Raw genomic sequence first — 13,812 nt, 5'->3', positions numbered from 1 at the left:
CCCTGCATGATGCGGGGGCTTATCCAACGAAAAAACCGCCAGGGCCCTAAGACCCAGGCAGCCAACCCGATTTTGCGATGCGTTCCCCCGTCCGGGCTGGATGCTTCCGGACCCTCGACAAACGAGGCGGAAACGACGGAGGACGCTGCCCGGCCGAAGCCGGCGGTATCCAAATGTCCTGCAAGGCGACCCGAAGGCCGCCCCGCTACGGCCATCAGGCCAGTTTGATCTCGACGTTCACGCCGGCAGCCAGATCGAGCTTCATCAGCGCATCGACGGTCTGCGGGGTCGGCTGCACGATATCAAGCATGCGCTTGTAGGTGCGGACCTCGAACTGTTCACGGCTCTTCTTATCGATGTGCGGCCCACGGTTGACCGTGAACTTCTCGATGCGGGTCGGCAGCGGAATGGGACCGCGAATGAGAGCACCCGTACGACGAGCGGTATCGGCGATGTCGCCGGTCGCCTGATCCAGCACGCGATGATCGAATGCCTTGAGACGAATACGGATATTCTGCGTTTCCATGTCCACTAACCGATGTGAAAGAGCCAAAACAAAACCGCTTCACCCTGATGGCCCCGGCGCCATTCTGGCACTCACGAGCCCGCGCGAAGCGGCGAAAAAAGCAGGCCGCTCGAATCACCTGATCCGAGCGGCTCGCTGCCTATATTACTTCGAGATCGTCGCGACAACCCCAGAACCGACCGTGCGGCCACCTTCGCGAATAGCGAAGCGGAGGCCCGGGTCCATCGCGATCGGCGCGATGAGCTTGACGGCCAGCTTCACGTTGTCGCCAGGCATGACCATCTCGGTGCCCTCGGGGAGGACGACTTCGCCGGTCACGTCCGTCGTGCGGAAGTAGAACTGCGGACGATAGTTGGCGAAGAACGGCGTGTGACGGCCACCTTCGTCCTTCGACAGCACGTACACCTCGGCTTCGAACTCGGTGTGCGGCGTGACCGAACCCGGCTTGGCCAGAACCTGACCACGCTCGACTTCTTCACGGCCAACGCCACGGATCAGCGCGCCGATGTTGTCGCCGGCTTCACCCTGATCGAGCAGCTTGCGGAACATTTCCACGCCGGTGACGGTCGTCTTCTTGGTGGGCTTGAGGCCGATGATCTCGACTTCCTCGCCAACCTTCACAACGCCGGTCTCGACGCGGCCGGTCACCACGGTGCCGCGACCCGAGATCGAGAACACGTCTTCGATCGGCATCAGGAACGGACGGTCAACCGGACGGGCCGGCTGCGGGATGTAGGCGTCGACGGCATCCATGAGCGCCTTGATCGAATCCTTGCCGATCGCGTCGTCACGGCCTTCGAGAGCAGCCAGAGCCGAACCCTTGACGATGGGGATATCGTCACCCGGGAAGTCGTAGCTGGAGAGCAGCTCGCGCACTTCCAGCTCGACGAGCTCGAGGAGCTCCTCGTCGTCGACCTGGTCGACCTTGTTCATATACACGACGAGCGCCGGCACGCCGACCTGACGGGCGAGCAGGATGTGCTCGCGGGTCTGCGGCATCGGGCCGTCAGCAGCGTTCACCACGAGGATCGCGCCGTCCATCTGGGCGGCACCGGTGATCATGTTCTTCACATAGTCAGCGTGGCCCGGGCAGTCGACGTGCGCATAGTGACGGGCGCCAGTCTCATACTCGACGTGTGCGGTCGAGATCGTGATGCCGCGCTCGCGCTCCTCGGGAGCCTTGTCGATGTTGGCATAGTCCGTGAACGTGGCGCCACCGGTTTCGGCCAGCACCTTGGTGATGGCGGCGGTCAGCGTGGTCTTGCCATGGTCGACGTGACCGATGGTGCCGATATTGCAGTGCGGCTTGTTCCGCTCGAATTTAGCCTTAGCCATTTCCTACCTCTTTTCGCTCAATAGCTTGGGTTCAACCGCTCGGGGAAGCCTCGCGAAGGCGCCCCCATAACAGCAAATTTACATAAATCCAGATGAAAGTGCCGGCTTAGGCCAGCTTCGCCTTCACCTCGTCCGCGACGTTCTGCGGCACCTCGTCATAGTGCGAGAACTGCATGGAGTAGTTTGCGCGGCCCTGGGTGAACGAGCGGAGCGAGTTCACATAGCCGAACATGTTGGCCAGCGGGACCATCGCCTCGACAACCTGCGCATTACCGCGGCTGTCGGTGCCCTGGATCTGGCCACGACGCGAGTTCATGTCGCCGATGACGTCACCCAGATATTCCTCAGGCGTCACCACCTCGACCTTCATCACCGGCTCGAGCAGCGTGATGCCGGCCTTCTGCGCGACTTCACGCATCGCACCGCGACCGGTGATTTCGAATGCCAGCGCCGACGAGTCGACGTCGTGATAGGCGCCGTCATACAGGTTGATCTCGAAGTCGATGATCGGGAAGCCGATGAGCGAGCCCGTGGCCGCCGTCTCGCGCATACCCTTCTCGATCGCCGGGATATATTCCTTGGGAATATTACCGCCCTTGATCTCGTCCTTGAAGATGATGCCCGCACCGCGCTCGCCCGGCGTGACCTTCACCTTGATGCGGCCGAACTGGCCGGTGCCGCCCGACTGCTTCTTGTGGGTATAATCGACGTCGACGGCCTTCTTGAGATATTCGCGATAGGCCACCTGCGGCGCACCGACATTCGCCTCGACCTTGAACTCGCGCTTCATGCGGTCGACGAGGATTTCGAGGTGAAGCTCGCCCATGCCCTTGATGATCGTCTGGCCCGATTCGTGATCGGTCGAAACGCGGAAGGACGGATCCTCGGCGGCCAGGCGGTTGAGCGCGACGCCCATCTTTTCCTGGTCGGCCTTGGTCTTGGGTTCCACGGACAGCTCGATGACCGGCTCGGGGAATTCCATGCGCTCCAGGATGATCGGCTGACGTTCGGCGCACAGCGTGTCACCGGTCGTCGTTTCCTTCATGCCGGCCAACGCGACGATATCGCCGGCATAAGCCGTATCGATGTCCTCACGGCTGTTCGCATGCATCAGGAGCATACGGCCGATCTTTTCCTTCTTGTCCTTCACGGAGTTCAGATAGGTGCCCTTGCTCAGCGTGCCGGAATAGACGCGCAGGAAGGTGAGCGAGCCGACGAACGGATCGTTCATGATCTTGAACGCGAGACCCGAGAATGGCGCCTCGTCGCTGGTGGCGCGGCTGTCCGGCTCTTCCGTGTCGGGGTTGATGCCCTGCACGTCCTCAATGTCCAGCGGGCTGGGCAGATAGTCGACGACCGCGTCCAGCAGCGCCTGCACGCCCTTGTTCTTGAAGGCCGAGCCGCACAGCACCGGCACGAAGCTCTGGTTCAGCGTACCCTTGCGGATCAGCTTCTTGAGCGTCGCGACGTCAGGCTCGGTGCCCTCGAGATAGGCCTCCATCGCGGCATCGTCCTGCTCGACGGCCAGCTCGACCAGCTTCTCGCGATATTCGGCAGCCTTGTCGGCGAGGTCGGCCGGAATTTCTTCATAGAAGAATTCGGCGCCCAGATTCTCATCCTTCCAGATGATCGCGCGGTTGTTCACGAGATCGACGAGACCCTTGAAATCCGACTCCGCACCGATGGGCAGATACAGGACGGCCGGGGTCGCGCCCAGGCGATCGATGATCGTCTGCACGCAATAATAGAAATTGGCGCCCGTGCGGTCGAGCTTGTTGATGAAGCACATCCGGGGCACGCCGTACTTGTCGGCCTGACGCCACACCGTCTCGGACTGCGGCTCCACGCCGGCAACGCCGTCGAACGCGGCAACCGCGCCGTCGAGCACGCGCAGCGAGCGCTCCACCTCAATGGTGAAGTCCACGTGGCCGGGGGTGTCGATGATGTTCAGGCGATGCTCGGGGCCCTTGCCCTCGTCAGCCTTCCACAGGCAGGTCGTCGCAGCCGACGTGATCGTGATGCCGCGCTCCTGCTCCTGCTCCATCCAGTCCATCGTGGCGGCGCCATCATGCACTTCGCCGATCTTGTAGGACTTGCCGGTGTAATAGAGGATGCGCTCGGTCGTCGTCGTCTTGCCGGCGTCGATGTGCGCCATAATGCCGAAATTGCGGTAACGCTCGAGCGGGTGGCTGCGGGCCATGATCTTTACTCCATTGCCCGCGTGCGGCGGGGCTGCGGTCTGAAAGGTTCCTCTCCGTTCGGGTTGGCTCGGCGGGGACCCGTTTCTCCCCTCACGGAAGAACAGCCCTTCGACAGGCCCGAGCGAACGGTGGTGCAGGAAGCCGGGACAGTCCTGTGACTGCCCCGGCGTCCAATATAGTGCTTACCAGCGGTAATGCGAGAAGGCGCGGTTGGCTTCGGCCATCCGGTGCGTGTCTTCACGCTTCTTCACGGCATTGCCACGGTTGTTCGCGGCGTCCAGAAGCTCGCCGGAGAGGCGGGCCGCCATCGTGGTCTCGCTGCGGCTGCGCGCCGCATTGATGAGCCAGCGAATGGCCAGCGCCTGGGCGCGCTCGGGACGGACTTCCACCGGCACCTGATAGGTCGCACCACCAACACGGCGACTGCGGACCTCGATGCCCGGCTTCACATTGTTGAGGGCGTCATGAAAGACCGAGATCGGATCCTTCTTGGCGCGGGTTTCAACGGTGGCCAGTGCGCCATAAACAATCTGCTCAGCGACGGCCTTCTTGCCGTCATACATGACGCTGTTCATGAACTTGGACAGAACCTGATCGCCATACTGGGGATCGGGCAGGATGACGCGCTTTTCGGGGCGACGACGACGTGACATATCTCTGTTCTCCCCTGCTTACTTCGGACGCTTCGCGCCGTACTTGGAACGGCTCTGCTTGCGGTCCTTGACGCCCTGGGTATCCAGAACGCCGCGAAGAACGTGATAGCGCACACCGGGAAGGTCGCGCACACGGCCGCCACGGATCAGCACGACGCTGTGTTCCTGGAGGTTGTGGCCTTCGCCCGGAATGTAGCTGATGACCTCACGGCTGTTGGTGAGGCGCACCTTGCAGACCTTGCGGAGAGCCGAGTTCGGCTTCTTCGGGGTCACGGTGTAGACACGGGTGCAGACGCCGCGCTTCTGCGGGTTCTGCTCCATCGCAGGGACCTTGCTCTTGGCCTTCTGCGGCTCGCGGCCCTTGCGGACCAGCTGGTTGATCGTTGGCATGAAGCCCTTCACCTTTTTTCAGTTACTCTGCCATCTGCATGTCCTGGGTCGGCCGATGGCCAGCCGGGGCTGACCTCCAAACGACAAGAGACCCGGCGGTCGGTAAAGACCCCCTGGCCCCGCAAGAGCATAGGCAATGTTCAAGCTCTGTATGACCCAGCGGACGAGCGACCGAATCCTAGTGAAAGCACAGGTTGCGGGCCGCGAGGCAGGCGGGCCTATACAGAGAGGCCGCCAACCGGTCAAGCACGGCTCACCCCAAGGGGCACGCGTGGCGGCGAGGCGTTTTGAAATGCCGCCTTGCCTCTTTCGGCCTGCGCGCGCACATCCCAATCACCCGGCCCAATACCTTGGCCCAACACCCTGGCAGCAAAGGCGAGAGCTGATGACCCTGACCATGCACGCGATCACCGTTCCCCTCCTCGTCAACAGCTTGACCAACATGGAGAGGTGGCTCGCGCGCCCGGATGTGCGTGCTGCCGAGGCCGATCTGCTGGGCGCCCGGCTGATCGAGGATATGCGCCCGCTCACCGCCCAATATCAGATGGCGTCGGACAGCGCCAAGAACGGCATTGCCCGTCTCGCCAGCATCGAGCCGCCCGCCATGCCCGATACCGAGGCGAGCCTCGATGCCCTGCAGGAGCGGTGCGCAAAGACCATCGCCTTCGTCCATAGCGTGACGCCCGCACAACTGGACGGCAGCGAGGACCGCGAGATCGTGCTGCGCTTCCCGAACGGTCAGGGATATCGGTTCCACGGGCGGGATTATGTCACCGGCTTCATGCTGCCCAATTTCCTGTTCCATGCGACCATGGCCTATGCGCTGCTGCGGGCACGTGGGATCGCGATCGGCAAGCCGGATTTCCTGGCCCATCTCGGCGCGCCGGTCGCGCTCGCCGACCCGGCATGAGCTGACGGCGGCCCATCCCGCGCGGCATCGGCCGCTCCGGCATGGTTCGCCCTTTGCGCGACCGGCAGAGTCGGCTAGAGCCCGGCCCCATGAGCGAGACAGTGTCCTTTGGCTATCGTGAGGTAGCCCCCGAGGAAAAGACGAAGCTGGTCGGCGACGTCTTTTCCAATGTCGCCCGCAACTACGACATCATGAACGATGCGATGTCCGGCGGTATGCATCGGCTGTGGAAGGACCAGTTCGTCCGCCGCGTGAAGCCGCGCAAGGACGAGGCGATTCTCGACATGGCCGGCGGCACCGGCGACATCGCCTTCCGCATGGCCAAGCATGGCGCGCGTGTGACGGTGAGCGACATCAACGAGGATATGCTCGCCGTGGGCATGACGCGGGCGCAGAAGCGCGGCATCGAGGGCCTGGTCTGGCAGCCGCAAAATGCCGAGCAGCTGGTCTTCGGGGATCGCAGCTTCGATGCCTACACCATCGCGTTCGGCATCCGTAATGTGACCGATATCCCGGCCGCGCTGCGCGAGGCGCATCGCGTGCTCAAATATGGCGGCCGCTTCTTCTGCCTGGAATTTTCCAGCACCACCTGGCCCGGTTTCGGCGATGTGTATGACGCCTATTCGCACAAGCTGGTGCCCAAGCTGGGCAAGATGATCGCCGGCGATGCGGAGAGCTATCGCTATCTCATCGAGTCGATCCGCCGCTTCCCGGACATGCCCAAGTTCAAGGGCATGATCGAAGAGGCGGGCTTCGTGCAAGCGAAGGCCGAGCCGATCATGGGCGGCCTCGTCGCCATTCATTCTGGATGGAAGATATGATTCGCCAGCGCAGCAGCGCCATGGTGCGTTTCGCAAGGCGATAAGGTCATGACAGCCCACATCACCCATCTCTGGCGCCTGCTCTCATGGGGGCGGACCCTCGCCCGGCATGGCGCGCTGCGCGGTATCGAGCGGGATGGCAATACGCCCGCCCCAGTCCGCCGCCTCGCACGGCTGGCGCGGCTCGGTGCGCGCGTGCCCAAGGAGCCGCGCTATGCGGAGGCGTTTCAAGCCATTGGCCCGGCCGCGATCAAGCTCGGCCAGTCGCTGGCGACGCGCCCCGATCTGGTCGGTGAGGATGCTGCCCGCGATCTGCTGTCGCTGCAGGACGCGCTCCCGCCCATGCCCTTCTCCGCGATCCGCGCCGAGATCGAAGCCAGCTTCGGGCGACCGCTCGAATCGATCTACGCCAGCGTCGATGAGCAGGCCGTCGGCGCGGCGTCCATCGCGCAGGTGCATCGTGCCGTGACGACGGACGGCCGCGCGGTCGCCATCAAGGTGCTGCGCCCGGGCATTCGCGAGCGATTCAACCGCGACATCGACACTTATGAATGGGCGGCGGCGCATCTGGAGCAACTGGGCGGCGAGGCCTCGCGCCTCCGACCGCGTCTGGTTGTGGCCAATCTCAAGCGCTGGACAGCGCGCGAGCTGGATCTGCGGCGCGAGGCGGCCTCTGCCTCCGAACTGGCCGAGGCCATGTCCGCCGTGCCGCGCTATCGCATCCCGCAGATCGACTGGGATCGCACCAACGGCCGGGTGATGACTCTCGAATGGATCGACGGCATCAAGATCAGCGACCGAGCGGCGCTGGTCGCGGCCGGGCATGACCTGAGCGATCTGGCCGCGCGGCTGGTCAACACCTTCTTGCGGCAAGCGATCGCCGACGGCTTCTTCCATGCCGACATGCACCAGGGCAATCTGTTCGTGCAGGCCGATGGCACCATCGTCGCCATCGACTTCGGCATCATGGGACGGATCGACCGGCGCGCGCGCCTGTGGCTGGCAGAGATCCTTTATGGTCTCATCACCGGCAACTATCGCCGCGTGGCGGAAATCCATTTCGAAGCGCAATATGTGCCGGCCCACCACAATGTCGCCGAGTTCGCGACCGCCCTGCGTGCCGTCGGCGAACCGATGCGCGGCAAGCCGGTGAGCGAGCTGTCCGTAGGTCAGATGCTGGATGGCCTGTTCGCCATCACCCGCGATTTCGACATGCAGACGCAGCCCCATCTGCTGCTGCTGCAAAAGACGATGGTTGTGGTCGAAGGCGTGGCGACCATGCTCGACCCGACGATCAACATGTGGGACGTCTCCGGCCCCTATGTGAAGAGCTGGCTGCGCGACGAACTCGGCCCCGAAGCCAAGCTCGCCGATTCGATCCATGAAACCGTGGACACGATCCGCCGCCTGCCCGGCCTCATCCGGCGACTGGAGGAAGCCTATCCCGAGCCGGGTGGCGCCCCGCCCCCGCCGCCCCTGCCGGCGGTGAAGCTGGTGCAGGTGAAGGTCGGCTGGTTCTGGCGATATGCGGGCGTGGCGATTCTGGCGGCAGCAGCCGGCGCGGGTGCCATGGCGCTCCTTGCCTGACGCCCCGCCCCTGCCGAGCCGCTAGCCGGACCGGCGCCCAGCCGCTATGGAACCATCATGACCCAGCGGATCCTCCTCATCGTCTCCGGCGGGATCGCCGCCTACAAGGCGCTGGAACTGGTGCGCCTGCTCAAGGGCAAGGGCCTCGCCGTGCGCGCCGTGCTGACCGACGCCGCCACCAAATTCGTGACGCCGCTCTCCTTCGGCGTGCTCACCGAGGATCATGTCTATGGTGACATGTTCGACCTCAAGGAGGAGCGCGAGATCGGCCATATCCAGCTCAGCCGCGAGGCCGACCTGATCGTCGTCGCACCGGCGACCGCCAACATCCTTGCCAAGATGGCATCGGGCATCGCCGACGATCTTGCCACGACCGTGCTGCTCGCCACCGACAAGCCGGTGCTCGCCGTACCCGCAATGAATGTGCGGATGTGGCACCACAAGGCCACCCAGCGGAACCTCGACACGCTGCGGGCCGATGGCATCCATGTGATGGAGCCTGACGTCGGTGCCATGGCCTGCAACGAGTGGGGCAAGGGCCGCCTGCCCGACCCGGCCGCCATCGTGCAGGACATCGAGCGGCTGCTGGCAGAGGCGCCGTCACCGGCCGCGCTGCTGACCGACACCAGCAGAACGATCCATGCGCCCGATCTCAGCCACGCCAATCTGCTTGGCCGCCATGTGCTGGTGACCGCCGGGCCGACACACGAACCGATCGACCCCGTGCGCTACATCGCCAACCGGTCGTCCGGGCAGCAGGGCTTTGCGATTGCCGCCGCCGCCGCCCAGGCCGGTGCGCGCGTCACGCTCGTCGCCGGGCCGGTCAGCCTGCCCACGCCGCGTGGCGTCACCCGGGTGGACGTGCAGACCGCGCGGGAGATGCAGGCCGCCGTGGAGGGAGCCTTGCCAGCCGATATTGCCATATTGGTCGCAGCAGTGGCCGATTGGCGCGCCGCCGACGAGGCCGATCAGAAGATCAAGAAGGATGGCTCGGGCACGCCTGCCCCGCTCGCGCTGGCCGAGAATCCGGACATCCTCGCGACGCTGGCGCGCCACGTCCAGCGCCCCGCCTTGCTCGTCGGCTTCGCGGCCGAGACCGAAACTGTCGTCGACCACGCTATCGCCAAGCGCCAGCGCAAGGGCGCGGACTGGATCGTCGCCAATGACGTGTCCGGCGATGTCATGGGCGGATCGCATAACAGCGTCCATCTGGTCACGGCGCAGGGCGTCGAAGACTGGCCGGACATGCCCAAAGCCCTTGTCGCCACGCGGCTGATTGAAAGGATTTCCGATGAACTGGCCGCTCGTTGACATTGCGGTGAAGCGCCTGCCCCATGGCGAAGACCTGCCATTGCCCAGCTACGCCACCGCCGGCGCGGCCGGCATGGACGTGGTCTCCGCCGAGGATGTAACGCTGCCGAGCATGGCCCGCCATGCCGTCGCCACCGGTCTCGCGCTTGCCATTCCCGAGGGGTTCGAGGTGCAGGTGCGCCCCCGGTCGGGGCTGGCGCTCAAGCATGGCATCACGCTGCCGAACACGCCCGGCACGATCGACAGCGATTATCGCGGCGAACTGAAGGTCATTCTGGTCAACCTGGGCGAGGATGATTTCGAGATCAAGCGCGGCGACCGGATCGCCCAGCTCATCGTTGCGCCTGTGCAGATCGCGCGCATGGTCGAGGTCGCGACGCTGGACGATACGGCGCGCGGTGCGGGCGGTTTCGGCTCCACCGGCGTCCGCACAGTCTGACGCACAGCCGCACTGATGGACTTCACCGACGATCAGCTTGAGCGATATGCCCGCCACATCGTGCTGCGCGAGATCGGCGGCGCTGGGCAGGCAAGGCTGGCCGGCGCGCATGTCGCGATCATCGGAGCGGGCGGCATCGGCTGCCCGGCGATTGCCTATCTGGCGGCGGCCGGCATCGGTACCCTGCGGATCATCGATCATGATAGGGTGAGCCTCTCCAACCTGCAGCGGCAGATACTGTTCGCTAGCGACGACATCGGTCGTCGGAAGGCGGAAGCCGCGCGGGACGCGGTGCGCCGGCTCAACCCGGATTGTCACGCCATCCCGATCAACACTGCGCTGGATGCCGACAACGCGGAGACGCTGCTGCGCGATGCCGACATCATTCTGGATGGCTGCGACAATTTCGAAACGCGCCTCGCCGTCTCGGACGCCGCGACCCGTCTGCGCATTCCGCTGGTGAGCGCCGCCGTCGGCCAGTTCGAGGGGCAGATCGGTGTCTGGCGGGGATGGGAAGCCGGCCAGCCCTGCTATCGTTGCCTGGTCGGGGAAACCCGCACCGACCCCGCCCGCACCTGCGCCGAGGAAGGCATTGTCGGGGCACTGACCGGCATCATCGGATCGATGGCGGCGCTGGAGGTCATCCGCGCCCTCGTGCCGTTCGGTGAAGCGGCGACCGGCAAGCTCATCGTCTTCGATCTGCTCGCCCGTCGTCTGCGGACCATGGCCATTCCGCCGGACCCGGCCTGCAAGGCCGCGCTCGCCTGCGCATGAGCGCGCGGCCGCCTCTCGCTCTCGTCGTCGTCAGCGCCGATTCGGCCCGATTGCGCGCGGCCCTGTCGCTCGCGCGGGCAGAGGTCGCTCTGGGAAGTGCGGCCCGCGTCTTCCTGCAAGGCGAGGCGGCTGCCCTGTTGCGCACCCCGATCCGCGCCCCGCAGGACGCCGCCTGGGCTGCAGCCGGGGAGCCGACGCTCGCGCAATTGCTGGATGATGCGCTGGATGAAGGCGTGACGATCAGCCTCTGCCAGAGCGGCCTTGCCATGGCGGCTATAGCAGCGGGCAGCCTCGACCCCCGTATCGAGATCACCGGCCCCATTGCCTTTCTCGCGGCGGCTGGGCCGGACATCCGCCTGCTGACGCTCTGACCATGAGCCTTGCTCTATCTCCATCGCTGCTCGGGCTTCTCGCTGCTCTCGCCGCCGGCCTTCTGATCGGCCTCGAACGAGGCTGGACGCAGCGCGACAAGCAGGCCGGGCAACGGGTGGCGGGGTTCCGCACCTTCGGCCTGATCGGCTTTGCCGGTGGCCTGTCGGCGCTCCTGCCGGAGATGATCGCCGCGATCATGGCGCTTGGCGTCGTCGGCGCGCTGCTCATTGGTTTCGGCCAGGCGATTCGCGACGACCAGCTTTCGGCCACCACGATTGTCGCGGCGCTCCTGACCTTCGCCATCGGCTATGCCGCAGTGGCGCTCTCGCCAGCCATCGCTCTGGCGGCGGCGGGCGCGGCCTTCGTGTTGCTGAGCGCCCGCCACTCGATGCACACCCTGCTGCGCGGGCTGACGGAAGCCGAGATCGAGGGCGTCGCCCGCTTTGCGCTGGTCGCCCTCGTCGTCCTGCCGCTGCTGCCCGATGCCAATTATGGCCCCTACGACGCTTGGAACCCCCGCCAGATCTGGATGGTGGTGGTGCTGGTCGCCGGGCTCTCCTTTGCTGGCTATGTCGTCGCGCGCCGGTTCGGCAGCAGCCGGGGCGTATTGATGATGGCGCTGACCGGCGCCATCGTCTCGTCCACGGCAGTGACGGCCTGGTACGCCCGCCGCCTGCGCACCGAGCCGGAATTACGCGGCGTGCTGACCGCTGGCATTGCCATCGCCACCATCGTCATGTTCGTGCGCGTGCAGGTGCTGACCGCCATCCTCGTGCCCCGCGCCCTGCCGACGCTCGCACTGGTGCTGGCGCCGGCGCTGGTCGTCTCGGCGATCATGGCCCTGCTCGCTTGGCGCCGTGACGATTCGCCGGATGGGCCACCGGTCAAGCTGGGCAATCCTTTCGATTTTGGCCCGGCGCTGATGCTCGCCGGCTTCGTCGCGATCTTCTCGCTGGTGGCGCGCTGGGCGCTGGATGTCTGGGGCGACGAAGGCATCGCGGTTGTCATCGGCCTCACCGGCTTCATGGATGTGGATGCGGCGGTGCTCACCCTTGCCGGCCTGCCCGCACAAACGCTCGACAATGCTACGGCGGGCTTCATCCTCGCCGCGCCGGTCTTCGCCAATACCGCCGTCAAAGGCGTGATGGCGCTTGTACTGGCCGGGGGACGCAATGGCATCGTCGCATCCGCTCCGCTCTTTGCGTCCCTGCTCGCCTCGCTGGCGGGCGCTGCCCTGTTCTGGCTGGGCTGACCGCGGCGCGCCTGCAACGGCGCGGCACCGATGCCACAAGCGGACGCGCGGGGGGCATGACAGCCTGCGTTTATCCTGATACCGCCTGCCCCACCTGAACCCATCCACCCTCAATGGACAGATTTCGCATGTTGGACTTCACGACCCAGCCGCTCGCCACCCCCACCTCGCCCGAGGACCGTGTTGCCGCCATGGCGACGCTCGGTTTCGGCACGCTCTTCACCGATCATATGGTGACGATCCGCTATACCGAGGGACAGGGTTGGCACGATGCCGTTCTGGGTCCGCGCCAGCCGATCCCGCTCGATCCGGCAGCCGCCGTGCTCCATTATGCGCAGGAGATTTTCGAGGGGCTCAAGGCCTATCGCCTGCCGGACGGGTCCGTCGCAAGCTTCCGCCCGGAGGCCAACGCCGCCCGTTTCAACCAGAGCGCCACGCGCCTCGCCATGCCGCATCTGCCCGAGGATCTGTTCGTCGAGAGCATCCGCAAGCTGGTCGCAGCGGACATCGACTGGGTGCCGGATGCCGACAAGGGCAGCCTGTATCTGCGCCCCTTCATGTTCGCGAGCGAGGCCTTCCTCGGCGTCCGCCCGGCGCGCGAATATGTCTATTGCGTGATCGCGTCCCCGGTCGGCGGCTATTTCAAGAGCGGCAAGTCGGCCGTGACGCTGTGGGTCAGCCATGATTATGTCCGCGCGGTCCCCGGGGGCACCGGTGCTGCCAAGTGCGGCGGCAATTATGCGGCGAGCCTGCAGCCGCAATCCGTCGGCATCGAGCATGGCTGCGACCAGGTGCTGTTCCTCGATGCGGTCGAGCGCAAGTGGATCGAGGAGCTGGGCGGCATGAACATCATGTTCGTGTTCAATGACGGCACGATCATCACCCCGCCGCTCAACGGCTCGATCCTGCCCGGCGTCACCCGCGATTCGTTGCGGCTCGTCGCGGAGGATGCCGGCTACACGGTGAAGGAAGAGCCCTACAGTTTCGAGCAGTGGATGGCCGACGCCAAGATCGGCAAGCTGAAGGAAGCCTTCGCCTGCGGAACCGCTGCGGTCATCACGCCCATCGGCGAAGTGCGCTCGACCCAAGGCAATTTCGTCATCGGCAATGGCGACGGCGGCGAGGTGGCCCGCGCGCTGCGCGAGGCACTGGTCGGCGTGCAGCTCGGCCAGAAGCCGGACGAGCATGGCTGGATGACCAGACTGGCCTAAGCCGGTTGGCAAGCCGAGCTGGTCATTCGG

14 protein-coding genes are annotated in these 13,812 nt (G+C 65.3%); 9 read left to right on the top strand and 5 right to left on the bottom strand.

Features of this window, described 5'->3' with window-relative positions; all coding sequences use genetic code 11:
* Positions 1-214: 214 nt before the first annotated feature.
* The 5 genes from rpsJ to rpsL form a co-directional block, all read right to left on the bottom strand.
* Complete coding sequence (gene rpsJ / locus M2331_RS16315) at positions 215-526, bottom strand: 30S ribosomal protein S10 (RefSeq protein ID WP_014077880.1); 312 nt, start codon at positions 524-526, stop codon at positions 215-217.
* A 144-nt stretch (positions 527-670) separates the two neighbouring features.
* Entirely contained in the window at positions 671-1,861 is a 1,191-nt protein-coding gene (tuf, locus tag M2331_RS16310) for an elongation factor Tu (RefSeq protein WP_181561249.1), read from the bottom strand.
* Positions 1,862-1,967: 106 nt separating this feature from the next.
* Positions 1,968-4,061 carry an elongation factor G gene (fusA, locus tag M2331_RS16305; RefSeq protein ID WP_181561248.1) on the bottom strand — a complete coding sequence of 698 codons (2,094 nt, stop codon included), beginning with the start codon at positions 4,059-4,061 and terminating at the stop codon, positions 1,968-1,970.
* Positions 4,062-4,244: 183 nt separating this feature from the next.
* The gene (rpsG, locus tag M2331_RS16300) at positions 4,245-4,715 is read right to left on the bottom strand and encodes a 30S ribosomal protein S7 (RefSeq protein WP_181561247.1); all 471 of its coding nucleotides are present in this window, start codon (positions 4,713-4,715) and stop codon (positions 4,245-4,247) included.
* 18 nt (positions 4,716-4,733) lie between these two features.
* Positions 4,734-5,105, bottom strand: a complete 372-nt coding sequence (gene rpsL, locus M2331_RS16295; protein ID WP_181561246.1) for a 30S ribosomal protein S12 — start codon at positions 5,103-5,105, stop codon at positions 4,734-4,736.
* A 385-nt stretch (positions 5,106-5,490) separates the two neighbouring features.
* Here rpsL and M2331_RS16290 point away from each other — a divergent pair, with 385 nt between their 5' ends.
* From M2331_RS16290 to M2331_RS16250, 9 genes are all read left to right on the top strand, one after another.
* Positions 5,491-6,015, top strand: a complete 525-nt coding sequence (locus M2331_RS16290) for a DUF1993 family protein (protein WP_181561245.1) — start codon at positions 5,491-5,493, stop codon at positions 6,013-6,015.
* An 89-nt stretch (positions 6,016-6,104) separates the two neighbouring features.
* The gene (locus M2331_RS16285; RefSeq protein WP_181561244.1) at positions 6,105-6,836 is read left to right on the top strand and encodes a class I SAM-dependent methyltransferase; all 732 of its coding nucleotides are present in this window, start codon (positions 6,105-6,107) and stop codon (positions 6,834-6,836) included.
* A gap of 48 nt (positions 6,837-6,884) precedes the next feature.
* Positions 6,885-8,423 carry a 2-polyprenylphenol 6-hydroxylase gene (ubiB, locus tag M2331_RS16280; protein WP_181561243.1) on the top strand — a complete coding sequence of 513 codons (1,539 nt, stop codon included), beginning with the start codon at positions 6,885-6,887 and terminating at the stop codon, positions 8,421-8,423.
* 57 nt (positions 8,424-8,480) lie between these two features.
* The gene (coaBC, locus tag M2331_RS16275; RefSeq protein WP_181561242.1) at positions 8,481-9,734 is read left to right on the top strand and encodes a bifunctional phosphopantothenoylcysteine decarboxylase/phosphopantothenate--cysteine ligase CoaBC; all 1,254 of its coding nucleotides are present in this window, start codon (positions 8,481-8,483) and stop codon (positions 9,732-9,734) included.
* Positions 9,715-10,173 carry a dUTP diphosphatase gene (gene dut, locus M2331_RS16270; RefSeq protein ID WP_181561241.1) on the top strand — a complete coding sequence of 153 codons (459 nt, stop codon included), beginning with the start codon at positions 9,715-9,717 and terminating at the stop codon, positions 10,171-10,173. The genes coaBC and dut overlap by 20 nt, the downstream gene beginning before the upstream one ends.
* A gap of 15 nt (positions 10,174-10,188) precedes the next feature.
* A complete protein-coding gene (locus tag M2331_RS16265) occupies positions 10,189-10,947 on the top strand; it encodes a HesA/MoeB/ThiF family protein (RefSeq protein WP_181561240.1) in 759 nt (252 codons plus the stop codon).
* Positions 10,944-11,318 (top strand): DsrE family protein, encoded by a 375-nt coding sequence (locus tag M2331_RS16260; protein ID WP_181561239.1) that lies wholly within the window; start codon positions 10,944-10,946, stop codon positions 11,316-11,318. Before M2331_RS16265 ends, M2331_RS16260 begins: the two co-directional genes overlap by 4 nt.
* A gap of 2 nt (positions 11,319-11,320) precedes the next feature.
* Positions 11,321-12,571, top strand: a complete 1,251-nt coding sequence (locus tag M2331_RS16255) for an MgtC/SapB family protein (protein ID WP_181561238.1) — start codon at positions 11,321-11,323, stop codon at positions 12,569-12,571.
* A 113-nt stretch (positions 12,572-12,684) separates the two neighbouring features.
* Positions 12,685-13,782, top strand: coding sequence for a branched-chain amino acid aminotransferase (locus M2331_RS16250; RefSeq protein WP_413715952.1), 1,098 nt, complete (start codon positions 12,685-12,687; stop codon positions 13,780-13,782).
* Positions 13,783-13,812 lie beyond the last annotated feature (30 nt).

It is taken from the genome of Sphingobium sp. B10D7B (assembly GCF_025961955.1).
GTDB lineage: Bacteria > Pseudomonadota > Alphaproteobacteria > Sphingomonadales > Sphingomonadaceae > Sphingobium.
This window is presented reverse-complemented; position numbering and strand designations above follow the sequence as displayed.

What these genes read in the sequence shown, in the direction of transcription:
- M2331_RS16285 (WP_181561244.1), top strand. Translation starts at nt 6,105, where the DNA reads ATGAGCGAGACAGTGTCCTTTGGCTATCGTGAGGTAGCCCCCGAGGAA.
- M2331_RS16265 (WP_181561240.1), top strand. Translation starts at nt 10,189, where the DNA reads ATGGACTTCACCGACGATCAGCTTGAGCGATATGCCCGCCACATCGTG.
- M2331_RS16260 (WP_181561239.1), top strand. Translation starts at nt 10,944, where the DNA reads ATGAGCGCGCGGCCGCCTCTCGCTCTCGTCGTCGTCAGCGCCGATTCG.
- dut (WP_181561241.1), top strand. Translation starts at nt 9,715, where the DNA reads ATGAACTGGCCGCTCGTTGACATTGCGGTGAAGCGCCTGCCCCATGGC.
- rpsJ (WP_014077880.1), bottom strand. Translation starts at nt 526, where the DNA reads ATGGAAACGCAGAATATCCGTATTCGTCTCAAGGCATTCGATCATCGC.
- coaBC (WP_181561242.1), top strand. Translation starts at nt 8,481, where the DNA reads ATGACCCAGCGGATCCTCCTCATCGTCTCCGGCGGGATCGCCGCCTAC.
- tuf (WP_181561249.1), bottom strand. Translation starts at nt 1,861, where the DNA reads ATGGCTAAGGCTAAATTCGAGCGGAACAAGCCGCACTGCAATATCGGC.
- fusA (WP_181561248.1), bottom strand. Translation starts at nt 4,061, where the DNA reads ATGGCCCGCAGCCACCCGCTCGAGCGTTACCGCAATTTCGGCATTATG.
- M2331_RS16290 (WP_181561245.1), top strand. Translation starts at nt 5,491, where the DNA reads ATGACCCTGACCATGCACGCGATCACCGTTCCCCTCCTCGTCAACAGC.
- rpsG (WP_181561247.1), bottom strand. Translation starts at nt 4,715, where the DNA reads ATGTCACGTCGTCGTCGCCCCGAAAAGCGCGTCATCCTGCCCGATCCC.
- rpsL (WP_181561246.1), bottom strand. Translation starts at nt 5,105, where the DNA reads ATGCCAACGATCAACCAGCTGGTCCGCAAGGGCCGCGAGCCGCAGAAG.
- M2331_RS16255 (WP_181561238.1), top strand. Translation starts at nt 11,321, where the DNA reads ATGAGCCTTGCTCTATCTCCATCGCTGCTCGGGCTTCTCGCTGCTCTC.
- M2331_RS16250 (WP_413715952.1), top strand. Translation starts at nt 12,685, where the DNA reads ATGGACAGATTTCGCATGTTGGACTTCACGACCCAGCCGCTCGCCACC.
- ubiB (WP_181561243.1), top strand. Translation starts at nt 6,885, where the DNA reads ATGACAGCCCACATCACCCATCTCTGGCGCCTGCTCTCATGGGGGCGG.